Annotated in this window: 10 protein-coding genes; 7 read left to right on the forward strand and 3 right to left on the reverse strand. The window is 73.6% G+C overall.

What is annotated here, in order from left to right:
• Window positions 1-108: 108 nt before the first annotated feature.
• Entirely contained in the window at window positions 109-7,533 is a 7,425-nt protein-coding gene (locus tag BCL76_RS00305) for an amino acid adenylation domain-containing protein (protein WP_181382381.1), read from the reverse strand.
• A gap of 244 nt (window positions 7,534-7,777) precedes the next feature.
• Here BCL76_RS00305 and BCL76_RS00310 point away from each other — a divergent pair, with 244 nt between their 5' ends.
• The gene (locus BCL76_RS00310; RefSeq protein ID WP_109777237.1) at window positions 7,778-8,611 is read left to right on the forward strand and encodes an alpha/beta fold hydrolase; all 834 of its coding nucleotides are present in this window, start codon (window positions 7,778-7,780) and stop codon (window positions 8,609-8,611) included.
• A 125-nt stretch (window positions 8,612-8,736) separates the two neighbouring features.
• Window positions 8,737-9,309: a TetR/AcrR family transcriptional regulator gene (locus BCL76_RS00315; protein WP_109777238.1), complete on the forward strand. Its 573-nt coding sequence runs from the start codon at window positions 8,737-8,739 to the stop codon at window positions 9,307-9,309.
• 62 nt (window positions 9,310-9,371) lie between these two features.
• Here BCL76_RS00315 and BCL76_RS00320 read toward each other — a convergent pair whose 3' ends face one another.
• Complete coding sequence (locus BCL76_RS00320; RefSeq protein ID WP_109777239.1) at window positions 9,372-10,307, reverse strand: MBL fold metallo-hydrolase; 936 nt, start codon at window positions 10,305-10,307, stop codon at window positions 9,372-9,374.
• A gap of 151 nt (window positions 10,308-10,458) precedes the next feature.
• Here BCL76_RS00320 and BCL76_RS00325 point away from each other — a divergent pair, with 151 nt between their 5' ends.
• The 5 genes from BCL76_RS00325 (at window position 10,459) to BCL76_RS00345 (ending at window position 15,791) form a co-directional block, all read left to right on the forward strand.
• On the forward strand, window positions 10,459-10,668 hold the full coding sequence (locus BCL76_RS00325) for a hypothetical protein (protein ID WP_109777240.1): 210 nt from the start codon (window positions 10,459-10,461) through the stop codon (window positions 10,666-10,668).
• Window positions 10,655-12,052 (forward strand): amidase, encoded by a 1,398-nt coding sequence (locus BCL76_RS00330; protein WP_109777241.1) that lies wholly within the window; start codon window positions 10,655-10,657, stop codon window positions 12,050-12,052. The genes BCL76_RS00325 and BCL76_RS00330 overlap by 14 nt, the downstream gene beginning before the upstream one ends.
• A 161-nt stretch (window positions 12,053-12,213) precedes the next feature.
• Window positions 12,214-13,488, forward strand: coding sequence for a pyroglutamyl peptidase (locus BCL76_RS00335; RefSeq protein WP_109777242.1), 1,275 nt, complete (start codon window positions 12,214-12,216; stop codon window positions 13,486-13,488).
• Window positions 13,489-13,688: 200 nt separating this feature from the next.
• Window positions 13,689-14,810, forward strand: a complete 1,122-nt coding sequence (locus BCL76_RS00340; protein WP_109777243.1) for a mechanosensitive ion channel family protein — start codon at window positions 13,689-13,691, stop codon at window positions 14,808-14,810.
• A 225-nt stretch (window positions 14,811-15,035) separates the two neighbouring features.
• Window positions 15,036-15,791 (forward strand): DUF4118 domain-containing protein, encoded by a 756-nt coding sequence (locus BCL76_RS00345; RefSeq protein WP_109777244.1) that lies wholly within the window; start codon window positions 15,036-15,038, stop codon window positions 15,789-15,791.
• 11 nt (window positions 15,792-15,802) lie between these two features.
• On the opposite strand, the gene BCL76_RS00350 is transcribed toward BCL76_RS00345, so the two are convergent.
• On the reverse strand, window positions 15,803-17,866 hold the full coding sequence (locus BCL76_RS00350; protein WP_181382382.1) for a SpoIIE family protein phosphatase: 2,064 nt from the start codon (window positions 17,864-17,866) through the stop codon (window positions 15,803-15,805).
• Between the last annotated feature and the right edge of the window lie 96 nt (window positions 17,867-17,962).

Genomic DNA, 17,962 nt, shown 5'->3' on the forward strand with positions numbered 1-17,962 from the left:
AGGGCTGGGGCGGGGTGGAAGGGCCAGGGGGTGTCTCGTCGCTCGGGGCGAGCCGTCCTGATCGGCAGGACCCCCCTACGGGCGCCCCGGGCGGGCCGGGGCGCCCGGTCAGCGCTGGTCGGCCTCGGCGAGGGCGGTACGCAGCAGGGCGGCGGCCTGGGTGCTGTGCGGCGGCCGCATCAGCCCGTAGTGGTCGGTGGCGGCGTCGTGGCGGGTGAAGCCCGCCCGGGCCCGGCCCGCCCATCGTTCGGCCGCGTGCTCCCGGGCCCCGGTCGTGCTCTGGAGGAACAGGACGGGGCACGGCGCGGCCGAGGGCTCGTACGCGGCGGCGGCGCGGATCCCGGTGCGGAACACCGCGTAGTGCCGGGCGAGGTCCCGCGGGTCCAGGCCGGGGGCGAAGCCCTCGCGTTCCACCTGCTCGGCGAGGACGGCGAGCCGGGCGGGGGTGTCGGCGACGCTCCGCAGGGCGCTCCGCAGCACGGACAGGCTCTCGTCGGTGGGGTCGAACCCCGCGGAGCGGGCCAGGTCCTCGTGGAACCACTCCAGCAGCTCGTTCTCGTCGGCGGGGACGTGGCCGGGCTCCGGGTGGCCGGTGTCCAGCAGCGCGAGGGTCGCCACCTCCTGTCCGGCGGCGCGTAGTTGGACCGCCATCTCGTAGGCGAGGAGCCCGCCGAAGGACCAGCCGGCCAGGTGGTAGGGGCCGGTGGGGCGGATCCGGCGCAGGGTCTCCAGGTGGGCGGCGGCCAGCTCCTCGACGGTGGCGTCGGGCGCCGGTCCGGACGTGGTGTCGGGCGTGGCGTCGGATGTCGGGTCGGATGCCGGGTCGGATGTCGGGTCGGGGTCGGTCAGCCCGGGCGCGGTCAGGCCGAACACCGGTCGATCGGAGCCCAGTTCGGCGGCCAGGGCGCGGTAGCACAAGACGTTGCCGCCGATCGGGTGGACCAGGACGAGCGGGTCGAGCGTGCCCTCGGTCCGCAGGCGCACCACCGGGTCCGGGAGCGCCTCGCCATGGCGGCCGCGCAGCAGATCGGCCTGCCGGGCGACGGTCGGGTGCTCCAGGACGGCCGAGACGCCGAGGCGTTCGCCGAAGGCCTGGTTGATCCGGCCGATCAGGCGCAGGGCGTCGATGGAGTGCCCGCCCGACTCGAAGAAGTCGTCGTGGACGCCGACCGGGCCGGCGGCCAGGAGGTGCTCCCAGATCCCGGCGAGGCGGGCTTCGAGGGCGTCGCGGGGCGGGGTCGGCTCGACACCGCCGCGCAGGTCGGCGGGGTCCGGGTCGGGCAGGGCGGCGCGGTCCAGCTTGCCGTTGGCGGTCAGCGGGAGGGCCGTCAGGCACACCCAGGCGGAGGGGACCATGTACTCGGGGAGCCGCTCCCGGGCGTGGCGGACCAGTTCGCCCGGTTCGGGGGCGGTGGCGGTGTCCGGGCCGACCGCCTCGGGGACGAAGTAGCCGACCAGGCGTTCGCCGCGGGGCAGGACCGCGCAGTCGCGCACGCCGGGGTGTTCGGCGAGGACGGCCTCGATCTCCCCGGGCTCGACGCGGAAGCCGCGGATCTTGAGCTGGTGGTCGGTGCGGCCCGCGTACTCCAGGGCTCCGTCCGGGCGGTGTCGGGCCAGGTCACCGGTCCGGTAGAGGCGACGGGTGGTGCCGTCGGGGCCGGTGTGTTCGATGAACCGCTCGGCGGTGAGCTCGGGTCGTCCGTGGTACCCGTCGGCGAGGCCGACGCCTTCGAGGAAGAGCTCACCGGTGACGCCGAGGGGGACCTCGGCCAGGCGGCGGTCCAGGACGTGGGTGCGCATGTTGGCGATGGGCCGGCCGATGGGCACGGTGTCGCCGCCGTCCGGCCGGCACTGCCAGTAGGTGACGTCGACGGCCGCCTCGGTGGGCCCGTAGAGGTTGTGCAGTTCGACGCCGGGCAGCCGCTCGAAGAACCTGCGCTGGACCTCGTACGGCAGGGCCTCGCCGCTGCAGACCACCCGGGTCAGGCCGGCCGCGCCGGCCACGGCCGCGGGGTCGTCGAGGAACACGCTGAGCATCGACGGGACGAAGTGCACCGTGCTGACCCCGTCGGCCTGGATCAGGCCGGCGAGGTAGCCGGGGTCGCGCTGGCCGCCGGGGCGGGCGAGGACCAGGGTGGCGCCCGTCAACAGCGGCCAGAACAGCTCCCAGACGGAGACGTCGAAGGTGTACGGCGTCTTGTGCAGCACCCGCTCCCCCGGGGTCAGCCCGTACTCGTCCTGCATCCACAGCAGCCGGTTGGCGATGGCGCGGTGCGAGACCACGACCCCCTTGGGCTTGCCCGTGGATCCCGAGGTGAAGATCATGTACGCCGGATCGGACGGCTCGGGCGCCCGGGCAGGACCCGCGGTGCCCGTCGCGGCCTCGTCCGGCCGCAGGACGGTGACCCCGGAATCCTCCAGCCGCCGGGCCCACGCGCCCTCGGAGACCACCAGGCCGATGCCGGACTCGGCGAGCAACGACCGTACGCGCGGCGCCGGGTGCTCGGGGTCCAGCGGGACGTAGGCGGCGCCGGACTTGAGGACGGCGAGGAGTACGACGGGCAGGGCCAGGGAGCGTTCCAGCAGCAGGCCGACGAAGGTGCCGGGGCCGGCGCCCCGTTCCCGCAGCGCCGCGCACAGCCGCTCGGCCTCGGTGTCGAGCTCGCGGTAGGTCAGCTCGGCGCCCTCGAAGCGGACGGCGGGGGCGTCGGGCGTCAGGTCCCGCTGCTCGTCGATCAGCCGGGTCAGGACGTACGGCCGCGGGTGATCGACGGCGGTGCGGTTCCAGTCGGCGTAGCGGCGGTGTTCGGCCTGCGGCAGCAGGTCGGCGGCCGTGCAGTCACGGTCCGGGAACTCGGCGAGGTCGTGCAGGGCGGCCGTGTAGGAGGCGTGGGCGCTCGCCATCTGCTCCTCGGAGAACTGGGCCGCGTCGAAGCGCAGTCCGAGTTCGAGCAGGGCGCCGTCGGGGCTGCGGGAGAACTCCGCGCCGAAGGCGAAGTCGGTCCCGGCCTCTCCGATCTCCTCCAGCACGGTGAACGCGCCGTCGGCCGGCCCGTCCTGTTCCACGTGGAAGTGGGTGTAGTTGAAGAAGGTCTCGAAGAGCGGGCCGCCCCCGGACAGGCGCTGGATCTCGGCGAGCGGGAAGCGGCGGTGCGCGTGCAGCTGCGCCTCCGCGGCGGCCACGTGCCCGACGAGGCCGCGCCAGCTGAGCCCGGTGATCGCGAGACTCAACGGCAGGGTGTTCAGGAAGACGCCGACGACCTTGTCGCCGTCGGTCTCCTCGGCGCGGCCGTTGTGGACCACTCCGGTGGTGACCGCGTCGCCGCCGCCCAGCAGGGCCATGGCCCTCAGGTGCGCGGCGAGCAGGACGGTGCGCAGCGGTACGCCGCATGCGGCGGCCAGGTCGGTGAGCCGGGCGTGCAGTTCCTCGGGCAGGGGCGCGAGGTACCAGGACATCCGGGCGGGTCCGCCGGTCGCCGCGGGGCGGGGCAGCCGGGTCGCGGGGGCGTCGGTGGCCTTGCCGGTCCAGAAGGCGCGCTGCTCGGGGTCGGCCAGCGCGGCCCGTTCGAGGGCGACGAAGGAGGCGAGCCGGGAGCGCGGGCCGGCCTGCGGGGAGGGGCCGTCCGCGGGGGTCCGGGCGGCGAGCGCCTCGGTGTAGCAGGAGGCGAGTTCGGTGAGGAGCGAACGTTCGCTCCAGCCGTCGAGAACGGCGTGGTGCTCGGCGACGAACAGTTGGAGCCGGGTGTCGGAGAGCCGCTGGACGTGGAACCGGATCAGCGGGGGCCGGTCCCAGTCGAAGGGCCGGTCCCGCTCGGCGGCGTAGCGCGCGGCGACGGCGGTGCGCTGCGCCTCGGCGTCGAGTCCGTGCAGGTCCTCGAAGGTGAGCTCCGGGCGGGCGCCGCGGTGCACGAGTTGGAGGGGCTCGGTGAATCCGTGCGGGTCGAAGGAGGTGCGCAGCATCTCGTGCCGGGCGGCGAGGACCTCGACGGTGGTCCGCCAGGCTTCCTCGGAGAAGGGCACTTCGATCAGGTAGGAGGCCACGTTGTGGTAGACGCGTCCGCCGGCCGACGGCAGGTCGCTGTGGTAGAGCATGCCGGCCTGCAGCCGGGTCATCGGGTAGGCGTCCTCCAGCCCTTCGGGCAGGGCGGCGCGGTCCGCGGAGCTCAGCAGTGCGAACGGCTCGTACGGGGCAACGGCCGCGGCCGCGGCCCGGTCCCGTGAGGTGACGAGCGGGGCGAGGGCGCGGGCCGTCGAGGAGCTCATGAGGTCGGCGACGGTGAGGTCGAGGCCTCGCTCGCGGACCCGGGCGAGCACCTGGAGGGAGCGGATGGAGTCCCCGCCGAGGGCGAACCAGTTGTCCAGGGCGCCGACCCGTTCGTGCCCCAGGACCTGGGCGAAGACCTCGGTGAGCGCGGTCTCGACCGGCCCTCGGGGTGCCTCGTAGGCGGCGGTGGGGGTACGGGCCACCGAGCCGGGCGCGGGCAGCCGGCGTCGGTCGGTCTTGCCGTTGGCGGTCAGCGGGAAGGCGGGCAGGGTGACGAACGCGCCGGGGATCATGTAGCCGGGCAGCCGCCGCGCGAGGTGCTCGCGCATGTCCTCGACGGTGGGGCCCGCCCCGTCCTCGGCCCCGGTCACGGCCAGGTAGCCGACCAGGACGTCGTTCCCCGCCGGATCCGGTGCGACGAGTGCGACCGCGGCGTCGACGAGGGGGTGGGCGGCCAGGGCGGCCTCGACCTCGCCCAGTTCTATCCGGAAGCCGCGCAGTTTGACCTGGTGGTCGATGCGGCCGAGGTACTCCAGGTCCCCGTCGGGCAGGGCCCGCGCCAGGTCTCCGGTGCGGTAGAGCCGCTCGCCGGCCGAGAGCCCGGCGGGTGCGTCGGCGACACGGCCCTCGGCAGCGTCGCCGAGTCCGGTGGGGAAGCGCTCGGCGGTGAGTTCGGGCCGGCGCAGGTAGCCGCGGGCCAGGCCCGCACCGGCGACGTACAGCTCCCCGACGGCGCCGCGCGGGACGGTCCGGCCGCGCGCGTCGAGCAGGTGCAGGCGCAGGTCGGGGATGGGCACGCCGATGACGCTGCCGCGGCCCTCCTCGGCGTCGCGGGCGGTCAGCGGCCGGTAGGTGACGTGCACGGTCGTCTCGGTGATGCCGTACATGTTGACCAGGCGGGGTGCGGTGTCGCCGTGCCGGGCGAACCACCCGGCGAGGGCGGCGACGTCGAGTGCCTCCCCGCCGAAGACGACATGGCGCAGGCCGAGCCCGGAGTCGGCCGGTCCGGCCGTGCGGTGGTGTTCCTCGTCGGCCCGGGCCAACTGGTAGAAGGCGGAGGGGGTCTGGTTGAGGACGGTGACCCGCTCGGCGCGCAGCAGTCGGTGGAACTCCTCGGGCGAGCGGCTGGTCCCGTACGGGACCACGACGAGGCGGCCGCCGTGGGCGAGGGCTCCCCACAGCTCCCAGACGGAGAAGTCGAAGGCGATGGAGTGGAAGAGGGTCCACACGTCGTCGGGGCCGAAGCCGAACCAGTGGTCGGTGGCGGAGAACAGCCGGGTGACGTTGGCGTGGGGCACCAGGGTGCCCTTGGGGAGGCCGGTGGACCCGGAGGTGTAGATGACGTAGGCCAGGTGGTCCGGGGTCACGCCGGTGTCGGGGGCGGTGTCCGGTTCGGCGGCCAGGAGCGGGGCGTCGGCGAGCAGGTCGACGGTGTGCAGGCCGGGGGCGTCCCACAGGGCGCGGGTGTCGGTGGTGCCGACGACGTGCTCCAGGCGGGCGTCCTGGACGATGTGGCGCAGCCGCTCGGGCGGGTTGTCGGGGTCGAGCGGCAGGTAGGCGCCGCCGGCCTTGAGGATGCCGAGCAGCGCGACGACGAGGTCGGCGGAGCGGGGCAGGCACAGTCCGACGAGGGTGTCGGGACCTACACCGAGGGCGCGCAGCCGGTGCGCCAGCCGGTTGGCCCGGGTGTCGAGCTCGCGGTAGGTGAGGGTCGTGCCCTCGTGGACGAGGGCGACCGCGTCGGGGGTGCGGGCGGCGTGGCCGGCGAAGATCTCGTGGACGCAAGGCAGCTCGCCCGGGGTGTGCGGGAGGGCGGCGCGGTCCGGGAGCGGCGAGCCGATGCCGGTCCGCTCGTCGGCCGACAGCATCGGCAGGCCGCCGATCGGCAGTTCGGGGTTCTCGGTGGCGGCGTCCAGGAGGCGGGCGAAGTGCCGGCCGAACGCTCGGACGGTGGCGGCCTCGAACAGGTCCGCCCGGTACTCCAGCCGGCAGCTCAGCGTGCCACCGGTGCGGACGACGTCGAAGGTCAGGTCGAACTTGGCGGTTCCGGCGGGTCCTTCGAGCAGCGTGGCCTTCGGGCCGGGCAGGCCCTCGGTCATGCCGTCCTCGTCGTGCAGGCCGAACATGACCTGGAACGGGGACGCCTCCTCGCCGGTGCGTCCGGGGGCGATCCGGTCGACGACGCGTTCGAAGGGCAGGTCCTGGTGGTCCTGGGCGTCGAGCACGGTGTCCCGTACGCGCTTCAGGTGGACCCGGAAGGTGGGGTCGTCGGACAGGTCCGCGCGGATCACCAGCGTGTTGACGAACAGGCCGACGGTGTCCTGGAATTCCTTGCGGACCCGGCCCGCCACCGGCGTCCCGACCAGTACGTCGTCGGTGCCGGTGTAGCGGCCCAGCACGATCTGGAAAGCCGCCAGCATCAGCGTGTAGGGGGTGCTGCGGGTGTCACGGCACAGGCGCTCCACCCGGGCGTACACCGGGGCCGGCACCTCGAAGGAGTGCAGTGCCGCCGCGCCGCGGGCCGCGCCGGAGGCGGGCCGGCCGTCGCGGGGCAGGGGCGCGTCGGGCAGTTCGCCGCCGAGCTGCTTCTCCCAGTAGGCGAGCTGGCGCTCGGCGGTGGCTCCGCCGAGCCATTCCTCCTGCCAGTCGGAGAAGTCCGCGTACTGGTACTCGGGGGCCTCCGGGGCCGCGGTGCCGGCCGAGCGCCGGCCGTCGGAGCCGTCGGAGCCGTCGGAGCCGTCGGAGCCGTCAGGGCCGCCGATCCCCTCGCCGTGGTGGGCGTAGGCGGCGAGGAGCTCGCGGGCGAGGATCCCGACGGACCAGCCGTCGGCGACGATGTGGTGCATGGCGAGCGCGAGGACCGCCCCCTCGGGGGTGTGCAGCACGGCCGCCCGGAAGAGCGGTCCGGCCTCCAGGTCGAAGGGCCGGTGGTGTTCGGCGGCCATCCACTCCTCGACGTCCGCGGCTCCGCGCGCCACGGCGGCGGACCAGACGAGCGCTGCCTCGGTGTCGACGTGCTGCCACAGCTCGCCGTCCCGCAGGACGAAGCGGGTGCGCAGCGCCTCGTGCCGGTCGACCAGACCCTGGGCGCAGGCGCGGAGCGCGGCCTCGTCCACCGGGCCTTCGAGGCCGTAGAAGACGGGCATGTGGTAGGTCGGCCTGCCCTCCTCCACCTGCTGGAGGAAGTACATCCGCTGCTGCGCTCCGGACGCGCGGAACGCGCTGAACGACGGCTCCGCAGGGCGTTCGATCGGATCGTGACTGGCCAAGACAACTCCCTCGGCGCCGCACCGGTGACCGGCCCGCGACGCATGCTCCGCTTGCTTGCCCGTCCAGCCTAGGAAGCGCATCGATTCGGGTGAAGTCGCCTGTTTCCGGTCCCCTGTTCACGTGACAGGAGCTGTGGACGACCTGCGTAAGTCCTCGCTGAAGGCCGTGTTCCGACGCCGTTCGGGGGCCTCGGGGCGGGACACTGCTGGCGCGGACCGAACCGAGATCGCCTCAGGAGGCACCATGCCCTTCATCACCGTCGGCCAGGAGAACAGCACCGACATCGACCTCTACTACGAGGACCACGGCAGCGGGCAGCCCGTCGTCCTCATCCACGGCTATCCGCTGGACGGGCATTCCTGGGAGAAGCAGCTCCCCGCCCTGCTCGACGCCGGCCACCGCGTCATCACCTACGACCGGCGCGGCTTCGGGCGGTCCTCCCAGCCCACCACCGGCTACGACTACGACACCTTCACCAACGACCTGCACACGCTGATGGAGGCCCTCGACCTCACCGACACGATCCTCGTCGGCTTCTCCATGGGCACCGGCGAGGTCGGCCACTACCTCGGCACCCGCGGTTCCGGACGCGTGGCCAAGGCCGCCTTCCTCGCCGGCCTGGAGCCCTACCTCCTCAAGACCGACGACAACCCCACCGGCGTCGACGGCAGCGTCTTCGAGGGCATCCTCGCCGCCGTGACGAAGGACCGCTACGCCTACTTCACCGACTTCTACCAGGCCTTCTACAACCTCGACGAGAACCTCGGCACGCGCATCAGCGAGGAGGCGGTCCGGGCGAGCTGGGCCACCGCCGCCGGCGCCTCCGCGTACGCCTCCCGCGCCGCCGTCCTCACCTGGACGACCGACTTCCGGGCCGATATCCCCAAGATCGACGTACCCACCCTGATCCTGCACGGCACCGCGGACCGCATCCTCCCGATCGAGGCCACCGCGGAGCCCTTCCACAAGGCCCTCCCGCACGCCGACTTCGTGTCCGTCGACGGCGCCCCGCACGGTCTCCTGTGGACCCATGCCGAAGAGGTCAACCGCGCCCTCCTCGCCTTCATCGGGAAGTAACGCCCGGCGCGAGCGTTCGTCTCGCTCCGGACTCCGCGTCCGGCACGGCCGCGGAGTCCGGGGCGGAGTCCGGGGCGACGGCCACCACCGAGCCTGATGCAAGAAATTTGCTTTAAGCTGTCCGCATGAGCCGAAAAGCGATGGTCCGCCCGGGAGGCCGCAGCGCGCGGGTCCAGGAGGCGGTCCACACCGCCGTGCGCGAGCTCCAGACCGAGCTGGGGCGTCCGGAGCTGACGATCCCGATGATCGCGGCGCGGGCCGGCGTCACTCCGTCGACGATCTACCGCCGCTGGGGCGACCTGCAGGAACTGCTCTCGGACGTGGCCGTCGAGCACCTGCGCCCCGACGCTCCGCCGGCGGACCACGGAGACCTGTCGGCGGACCTGCGGGGCTGGGCCGAGCAGTTCCTGGAGGAGATGGCCTCGCCCACCGGACGCGCGTACATCCGCGACGCGCTGCTGGGGGACCCCGCCGGCGACAACGCGGGGCAGTGTTCGGCGTACGCGGCGGATCAGGTCGCCGTCGTGCTCGCCCGCGCCACGGAGCGCGGCGAGGGCGCCCCGGACGTCGAGACGGTGCTCGACCGGGTCGTGGCGCCGATGATGTACCGCATCCTGTTCCGACCCGAGGGCCTGACCGACGCGTACGCGCAACGCCTGGTCCGCGAGGCCGTGGAGGGCTTCGGCGCATCCCGCTGACCGACCCGTGCCCGCGGCCCGACCCGTGCCCGCGGGCCGATCCGCGATGCGGCCGTCGCCGGTCAGCGGCCGGCCGGTGCGGCGACCACGGGTTCGAGTAGGTAGCCGTCCCCTTCGGCGACCACACGACCGGCGGTCGGCGCGGGGAAGTGCGTACCGAGCAGCAGGCCGCCGGTGTCGGCGAGCCGGGCGAGCAGCGCGCGCCGGGTGGCCTCGGCCCGCACGGGGTCGATGTCCACGCAGCTGCCGATCTCCGGATGCGCCAACTGCACCGGATGGTGGACGGCGTCCCCGGTGACGAGGGCCGTCGCGCCCGCGCTGCTCACCTGTACGGCGATCTGCCCGGGGGTGTGCCCCGGGGTGGACAGCAGGCGCAGCCCGTCGGCCACGTCGATCCCCTCGGCCGGTACGGCGACCAGGTCGAGCAGACCCGCCTCCTCGACCGGCACCACGGAGTCGCGGAACATGCCGCGCCGCGCGTCGTCCATCTCGTAGGCGGCCCAGAACTCGTACTCCGCCTTCGACGTCAGGTAGCGGGCGTTCGGGAAGGTCGGCGCCCACGCACCGTCGACCTCCCGGGTGTTCCATCCGACGTGGTCGGTGTGCAGATGGGTGAGGATCACCAGGTCGACGTTCTCGGGGGTGAATCCGATGTCGGCGAGGCGAGCGAGGTAGTCGGTCCGCAGGTCGTGCCACGCGGGGTTGGCCCTCGTCTTGCCGTTGCCGATCCCGGTGTCCACAAGGACCCGCAGACCGTCCACGACCAGCGCGAAGCTGTGGCTGTCGAGGTGCAGGACGCCGTCCGCGCCGGCGAAGTCGGGCCGCAGCCACTCGTGTTCGGCGACCACGTCCGGGGTGGCGGCCGGCAACAGCCACGGCCCGGTCGCGGGCGGCAGGGGCACCTCGTCGACGCGGTGGACCGCGATCTCCCCGACGGACCAGTGGGCGAGGGCCCGGGGTGAGGAGGGGGCCGGCTCGGTGAACTGTGCGGTGCGCATGGGCGTGTTCCTTCGTCTGCAGAGGACCGGCCGACAACAAAAGCGATTCATTCGCTTTTAGCGACCGTAGGTCCTACCGTGGGCTAACGCAAGTCGTTAGCTTTAAGGTGGCGGCGCTGGTTTCCGCCACCCCTCTGAAGGAAGGCAGCACATGTCCGCCTCGGACCTCACTCCTCCCGAAGCCGCCCGCTGGGCCGCACGGTCGGGACTTCCACTGACCCAGGACCGCCATGTTCCGGTGGCGGTCACCGCCGAGCACATCCACGCCGTCGTATCGCTCCTGCGGGAACTGGACTTCGGCGAGACACCGCCCTCGGCGGTGTACCGCGCGGGAGGGGAGCGGCACGATGCGGCCGTATGAGCTGACCCTGGCCGAGGCGGCCGAGGCCGTGGGCACCCGGCGGCTCTCGCCGGTGGAACTGGTGGACTCCACGCTGGAGCGCATCGCACGGGTCGAACCACACCTCAACGCCTTCACCACCGTGACGGCCGACCTCGCGCGCGACGCGGCCCGCCGGGCGGAGACCGAGATCTCCGACGGTACGTACCGGGGGCCGTTGCACGGCACGCCGGCCGCCCTGAAGGACCTCATCGACGTGGCCGGGACGGCGACCACGGCGAGCTCCCGGGTGCGGACGGGACACCGGGCACCGACCGACAGCGCCGTGACGGCGCGGCTGGTCTCGGCCGGAGCGGCGGTGGTGGGCAAGACCCACACGCACGAGTTCGCCTACGGGTTGACCACTCCTCAGACGGCCAACGCCTGGGACCCGGACCGGGTGGCCGGCGGCTCCAGCGGCGGGTCCGCCGTCGCCGTCGCCACGGGGGCGGCCGCCTTCGCCCTGGGGACCGACACCGGCGGATCGATCCGGGTGCCCGCCGCCCTGAACGGGGTGGTCGGGCTGAAACCGACGTACGGCCTGGTGCCGCGGCACGGCGTGACCTCGCTGGCCTGGTCGCTCGACCACGTGGGCCCCCTCACCCGAACCGTCGAGGACGCGGCGCTGGTGCTGACCGCCCTGGTCGGGCACGACCCGCGCGACCCGGCGTCCGTCACGGCTCCGGCCGCGGTCCACCGACCGGGCCCCGACACGGATCTGACGGGACTGCGGGTCGGCGTGCCGGTCAACTACTACTTCGACCACGTGGATCCGGACGTCGAGGCCGCCGTCCGGCGGGCGATCGGGAGGCTGGAGGAGCTCGGCGCCCGGCTCGTCGACGTCGAGATCCCGATGACGCGCTACATCCGGGCGACCCACTGGGGCCTGATGGTGCCCGAGGCCACCGCCTACCACGAGCGGACGCTGCGGGCGGTGCCCGACCTGTACGGGGCCGACGTACGGGTCCTCCTGGAGGCGGGCGAGCTCATGACCGCGGGCGACTACCTGCGGGCCCAGCGCGCCCGCACCCTGATGGGGCGGGCCTGGCAGCACATGTCGGAGTCGGTCGACCTGATCGCCGCGCCGACCGTGCCGCTGACCGCCGTCCGGTCCGACCGGACGAGTGTGACCTGGGGTGACGGCAGCGAGGAGAGCGTCGCCGACGCGTACGTCCGGCTGTCGGCCCCGGCCAACCTCACGGGCGTTCCCGCCCTGACCGTGCCCGTCGGCCTGGACTCGGCGGGCCTGCCGATCGGCATGCAGCTGATGGGGAGGCCCTTCGGCGAGGCCGTGGTGCTGCGCGCGGGCCACGCCTACGAGCGAACGGTCGCCGCGCGCGGCCTGGCTCCGGAGCGGGCGGCGTAGGGCGGGGCGTGGGGCGTAGGGGCGTAGGGCGTCCGCCGAACGGGCGGGGAGCCTTTGCGGCACGGTGAACCGGCCTCGGTGGCGGCGGAGTTGAGCCAGTCATAGCCGCGGCGGCCGGTGCCGCTGGTGGGGGTGGTGACCACTATGTAATGTCACATCGCATGATGCTCTTACGGCGTGCGGCGTCGGCCGCTGCCCTTCTCGTCACCGTCCTTCCCCTGTCGCTCGCCTCACCCGCACAGGCGGCCGACGGCCCGGCCGCCTGCCGCGCCGACGCCTCCGTACCGCTGGACGCCGAACAGGCGCGGCTCTCGGACGCCCGCACCACGGCCCTCGTCGAGCGCGGCGGGCTCGGGGACTTCGTCCGGCGCTTCCCGGCCGCGCTGTGCTCGACCCGCGGCCCCGCCGAGGCCGACCGGCTGGTCGACGCCTGGGGCGAGGCCGTGTGGCAGGCCTCCGTACGGCGGGCCCAGGGGCAGCGGCCCGGCGGCGACCTCGCCCCGGGGGACGACCGGCCGCTGTACTGGGCCCGGCTCGCCATGACCGCCGCACTCGCCGACTGGCAGCCGGCGTTCACCGTCGACCGGGCCGCGCTCCGCGCCCGCTTCGAGGACGCCTCCCGGGGCCTGTCGAACAACGCCTTCCGGACCGCGCCGGGCGTACGACGCGTCTTCATCAGCGGGTTCGACCCCTTCGGGCTCGACGCCGAGATACGCCGTGCCAACCCGTCTGGTTCGGCCGCCCTCCAGCTCAACGGACGGCGCGTCACCCTCGCCGACGGCAGCCCGGCCGAGATCCGCGCCGTCGTCCTCCCGGTGCGCTACGCCGACTTCGACGCCGGCATGGTGGAGCGGGCGTTCGCCCCGCGCATGGCCGGCGGCCCCGCCTCCGCCGACATCATCACCACCGTCAGCCAGGGCTACCCCGGCATCTTCACGCTGGAGGACTGGGCGGGGCGGGCACGGTCCGCCGACCCCTACCCCGACAACGTGCGGGCCCTGTCGGGCGGCACCCGCGAGCACCCGGTGACCGCCCCCGGCCTCGGGCCGGGCCCGGAGTTCATCCGCACCACGCTCCCCGCGGGGGCCGTCACCGACGCCGTGCAGAGCCCGTACCCGGTCCTCCTCAACAGCGACGTGACCGAGATCCCGGCGGGCGGCACGGCCCCCGTCGACCGGACCGACGGTCCGACCCCGGGCTCGCGGGCCGTGGCGGGCGGCGGGGGCGGCTACCTCTCCAACGAGGTGGCCTACCGCTCCAACCGGCTGCGCGGCGAACTCGCCCCCCGCCTGCCCGGCGGACATCTCCACACCCCGGTGCTCACCGGCCTGCCCGCCGACCCCCAGCAGCTGACCGACGCCGAGTTCGAACGCAACGAGAGGGCGATCACCGCGGAGGTCCGCGCGGTCCTCGAACACGCCGCCGTGCGGCGGTAGCGGCAGCCCCGCCTGCGGTGCGTCCTGCTGCCATGGGGCAGGATGGCAGCCCGTTCCGGATGCGTACACACGCCCGAACGCGGCTTCAGGCACGACGAACTGACAGGTGACAAGGTGACGACACACCCACACCCCGTACGACGGCCGGCAGCGCCCGTCGCCACTCCCCCGGGCCGGCGCGGCGCACCGGAGGGGGTCCGTTGACCCGGGATCTCGTCCTGCACGACTGGCTGGTCGCCGGGATCGCCCTGGCGGCGGGTGCCGCGGCCGGGCTGCTGCTGCGCGCCCTCCTGCGGTGGCTGGGCGGGCACGCCGCGCGGACCCGGTGGCAGGGGGACGACATCATCGTCGACGCGTTGCGCACCATCGCGCCCGGAGCCGCCCTGATCGCCGGGGCGGCCGTGGCCGGCACCACCCTGCCGCTCACCGCGCGCGTCTCGGGGTTCGTGAACCAGTCGCTGACCGCGCTGCTCATCCTCATCGCCACGCTGAGCGCGGCGCGGGTCGTCGCGGGCCTGGTGCAGTCCGTGGCGGGGGCGCGTACCGGCGTGGCCGGGTCGGCGACCATCTTCGTCAACATCACGCGCATCGTGGTCCTCGTGATGGGCGTCCTCGTCGCCCTGGAGACCCTGGGCGTGTCCATCGCGCCGCTGGTCACCGCCCTCGGTGTGGGTGGTCTGGCGGTGGCCCTGGCCCTCCAGGACACCCTCGCCAACCTCTTCGCCGGCGTACACATCCTCGCCTCGAAGACCGTGCAGCCGGGTGACTACATACGCCTCACGAGCGGTGAGGAGGGCTACGTCGTCGACATCAACTGGCGCAACACCGTGGTCCGCAACCTGTCGAACAACCTGGTCATCATCCCCAACGGGCGTCTCGCCCGGACCAACATGACCAACTTCACCCAGCCGGAGGCGCAGTTCTCGATCCTGGTCCAGGTGGGCGTGGGCTACGAGAGCGACCTGGAGCACGTCGAGCGGGTGACCCTCGACGTGGTCGGCAAGGTGATGGCGCACGTGGACGGCGCCGACCCCGCGCACGAGGGGGCCGTCCGCTTCCACACGTTCGCGGACTCCCGGATCAACTTCACGGTGATCCTGGGCGTCGGCGAGTTCAGCGACCAGTACCGGATCAAGCACGAGTTCATCAAGCGCCTGCACGAGCGGTTCCGGGCGGAGGGCATCTCGATCCCCGCGCCGACGCGTACGGTCGCGCTCCGACAGGACGAGGTCCAGGGGGCGCCGGCGCCGCACCCGCCGGTCCCGCCGGTCCCGCATCAGCGGGACGCGTCGCCGTCGTTGCTCGCGGACAGCGGGCGGTAACTCGCGGAGCCCGTCTCCGCGCCCTCGCGCGCAGGCCGGCCGGCCTGCGCGCGGGGGCCGTGTTCCGCGCGGATGCGGTGGCGACCACGGCCGGGTGCGGAATCCGTATGCGGTACGTCAAGACCTCACCAGGGCGGGTGGCTCCTCCCCCCGCCGTGGGCAGGCTGCACGTGGCGACAGCCGATCGGTCGGCTGGTCCTGTCACGTCCGGACTGGAGGCATCACATGCCCGGGTACCGACTCCATGACCGTGCCGCGCTGTTCGGGGCCCTGGTGGTACCCCTGCTCGTGGCACTCGCGCTCGTTCCCTTCCGCGCCCACCTCTCCCCGGCGAACGAGGCCCTGTTCCTGGTCGTCGCCGTGGTCGCGATCGCCGCCTCGGGCACGCGGTCCGCGGCGGCCTTGGCCGCACTCTCCGCGGCGGCCTGGTTCGGCCTCCTTCTCCTCTCCAGGCCCTACCAGCGGTCCACCATCGCCGACCGGGACGAGATCCAGACGGCCGTCCTGCTGCTGGCCGTCGGGCTGATCGTCGCCCAATTGGCCGTTCGTGCGCGCAGGTTGGAGGCGGTGGTGGTCACCGGGGCCGCGCACCTGTCCAGCCTCCAGGGCACCGCCCGACTGACCGAGCGGGGCGGCTCACCGGACGTGGTGGTCGAGTTCGTCCGCCGAGAGCTCATCGGCCTGCTGGGGCTGCGCGGCTGCCGTTTCGAGTACGGGTCCCTGATCGGGCACCGACCACGGCTGGAGCACGACGGCGGCCTGTGGCTGCGTCGTGGCGGCGAGGTCACGGGGTACGCCGACTGGCCGGACGGCGAGACGGAGCTGCGGGTCGTCGGGGGCGGCCACTACTACGGCCGCTTCCTCCTCGACCCGTTCCCCGGGCACCGCCTGCCGCCCGAGGACGCCCGCTCGGTGGCGATCGCACTGGCCGCGCTGGCGGGCGCCGCGCTCGACACGGCGGGGGTGTGCCACCGCGGCTGAGCCGGTCGGGCTCACGGGGCGTGGCGGTGGACGCGGGCGAGGATCAGGACCGTGTCGTCGGTCGGCGGTTCGGGCAGCAGCCCGGCCAGAACACGGTCCGCCAGGTCCTCCAACGACTGCGCTCGGGTGCCCAGTTCGGTGCGCAAGGCGTCCAGTCCGACCTCGATGTCGCGTCCCCGGGCTTCGATGAGTCCGTCGGTGTAGAGGGCGAGCGTCGCGTTCTCGGGCAGTTCGATCTCGGTGGTCCGGAACGGGCAGCCGCCGACGCCCAGCGGGACGCCGAGGACCTCGTCGACGGTCCGCACCGTGCCGTCCGGCCGGAGCACCAGGAGCGGGGGGTGGCCTGCGCTGGCGATACGGGCGCGTCCGCTGCGCGGGTCGTAGACGAGGTACAGGCAGGTCGCGAGCTCGATGCCGGCCTCCTGGGCACACGCGTCGAGTTCGGCGAGGAGGTCGGCGGGCTCGTGGTCGTGGCGGGCCAGAGCCTTGGTGGTGATCCGGAGGTGGCCCATGGCGGCGGCCGCGGTCACCCCGTGCCCCATCACGTCGCCCACGACGAGGACGACCCGGCCGTCGGGCAGGTTGATCACGTCGTACCAGTCCCCACCGACCTCGGTGATCCTGCTGCCGGGCACGTACCGGTGGGCCACCTCCACGTACGGGGAGGCCGCGAGCGCCGACGGCAGCAGGGCCCGCTGCAGGGTGAGGGCGATGTCCTGGACCCGGCTGTAGAGGCGGGCGTTGTCCAGGCAGATCGCGGCGCGCGAGGCGAGTTCGCCGGCCAGGCTGACGTCCTCCTCGGAGAAGGGTGGACGGGCGGCGGACCGGCCGAACATGGCGATGCCCTGGACGGTCCCCCGGGCGATGAGCGGGGCGACGAGGATGCAGGCCACCCCGCTCTCGCCCATGATCTTCGTCCGTGACTCGGTGACGACGGTACGGGCCAGGAACGCCTCGTCCACCACGGCGGAGATGGCACGGCCGGTGCTCAGCATGTCGTGGATGACGGAGCCCGGCGGATAGCGCACCTTCTCCACCCCGCTCACGAGTTCGACGGCCGGAGCGGGCAGGGTCGTCCCGGAGGCGATGCGCCGGGTGAACAGGGGCCGCCCCGGATCAAAGTCCTCGGTCTCGTCCATCCATTCCACGATCTCGACGACGGAGCCGTCGCAGAAGTCCGGCATCGACGCGTCGACGAGTTCCTGGGCGGTGAGGTTGACGTCCAGGGTGGTCCCGATCCGGGTGGAGGCCCCGTCGAGGAGGGCCAGCCGGCGCCGGGCGGCGGTGGCCTCCAGGATGGCCCGTTCCCGGTCCGTCACGTCGATCATCAGCCCGCCCACGCCGGCGTGCGTACCGACGGCCCGGCTCAGCGGGAAGAAGCTCACGGACCGGACCTGGTCGCGGTCGGGATACCCGCGGGGGCGGACACCGACGAGGGTCCCCACGACGGGCGCTCCGCCCCGGGCGACCGCACGCACCATGCGCTCGTACTCACCGCCGTCGGACATGACCATGATCTCGTCCATGCGCCGCCCCAGGTGGGCCCGGATCGGCAGGCCGTCCATGTCGGCGAGCGCCTGGTTGAGGTGGATGTAGCGCAGGTCCTCGTCGACCATGACGAGGCCGATGGGGCAGGTCTCGAAGAGGGCGTCGAGGAAGGCGAGGTTGGTCTTGACCCGGTCGAGTTCGTCACTGCGGCTCGTCAAAACCATCACCACGGAAGGGCCGGATCCGGTCACGGAGAAGGAGCGGAAGCCGCAGTCGAAGGCCGTGCCGTCGCGGTGCCGGGCCGTCAGTCTGCCCCGCCAGTAACCCTGGATGCGACCTTGTTCCGTGAGCCGCGCGCACGACGCGGAGGTGCCGCGTGCGGCATCGGCGAAGAGGAGGGCGCCGGGTCGGGTGAGGACGGCGTCGGGTTCGTACCCGAAGAGGTCGCGGGCGCCGGGCCCCCAGTAGCAGACGTGGTCGTGCTCGTCGATGCCGAGGACGGCCACGGGCACGCGCTCCAGCAACGACCCGGGCTCGGACCAGATCGGGCCGTGGGTCCCCTCGCCCCCCGGCCGAGCCGTTGGCACGAGACGTCCCCTTCCGCACGCCGTTCTCCCCACATCATCGTCCGGACCCGCCGCGCGGGCACGCCGGGCGCCGCGAGGGGTCTCTCGTCCGCGCGC

The organism is Streptomyces sp. CG 926 (genome assembly GCF_003148825.1).
In the GTDB taxonomy this organism is placed as follows: Bacteria; Actinomycetota; Actinomycetes; order Streptomycetales; family Streptomycetaceae; genus Streptomyces.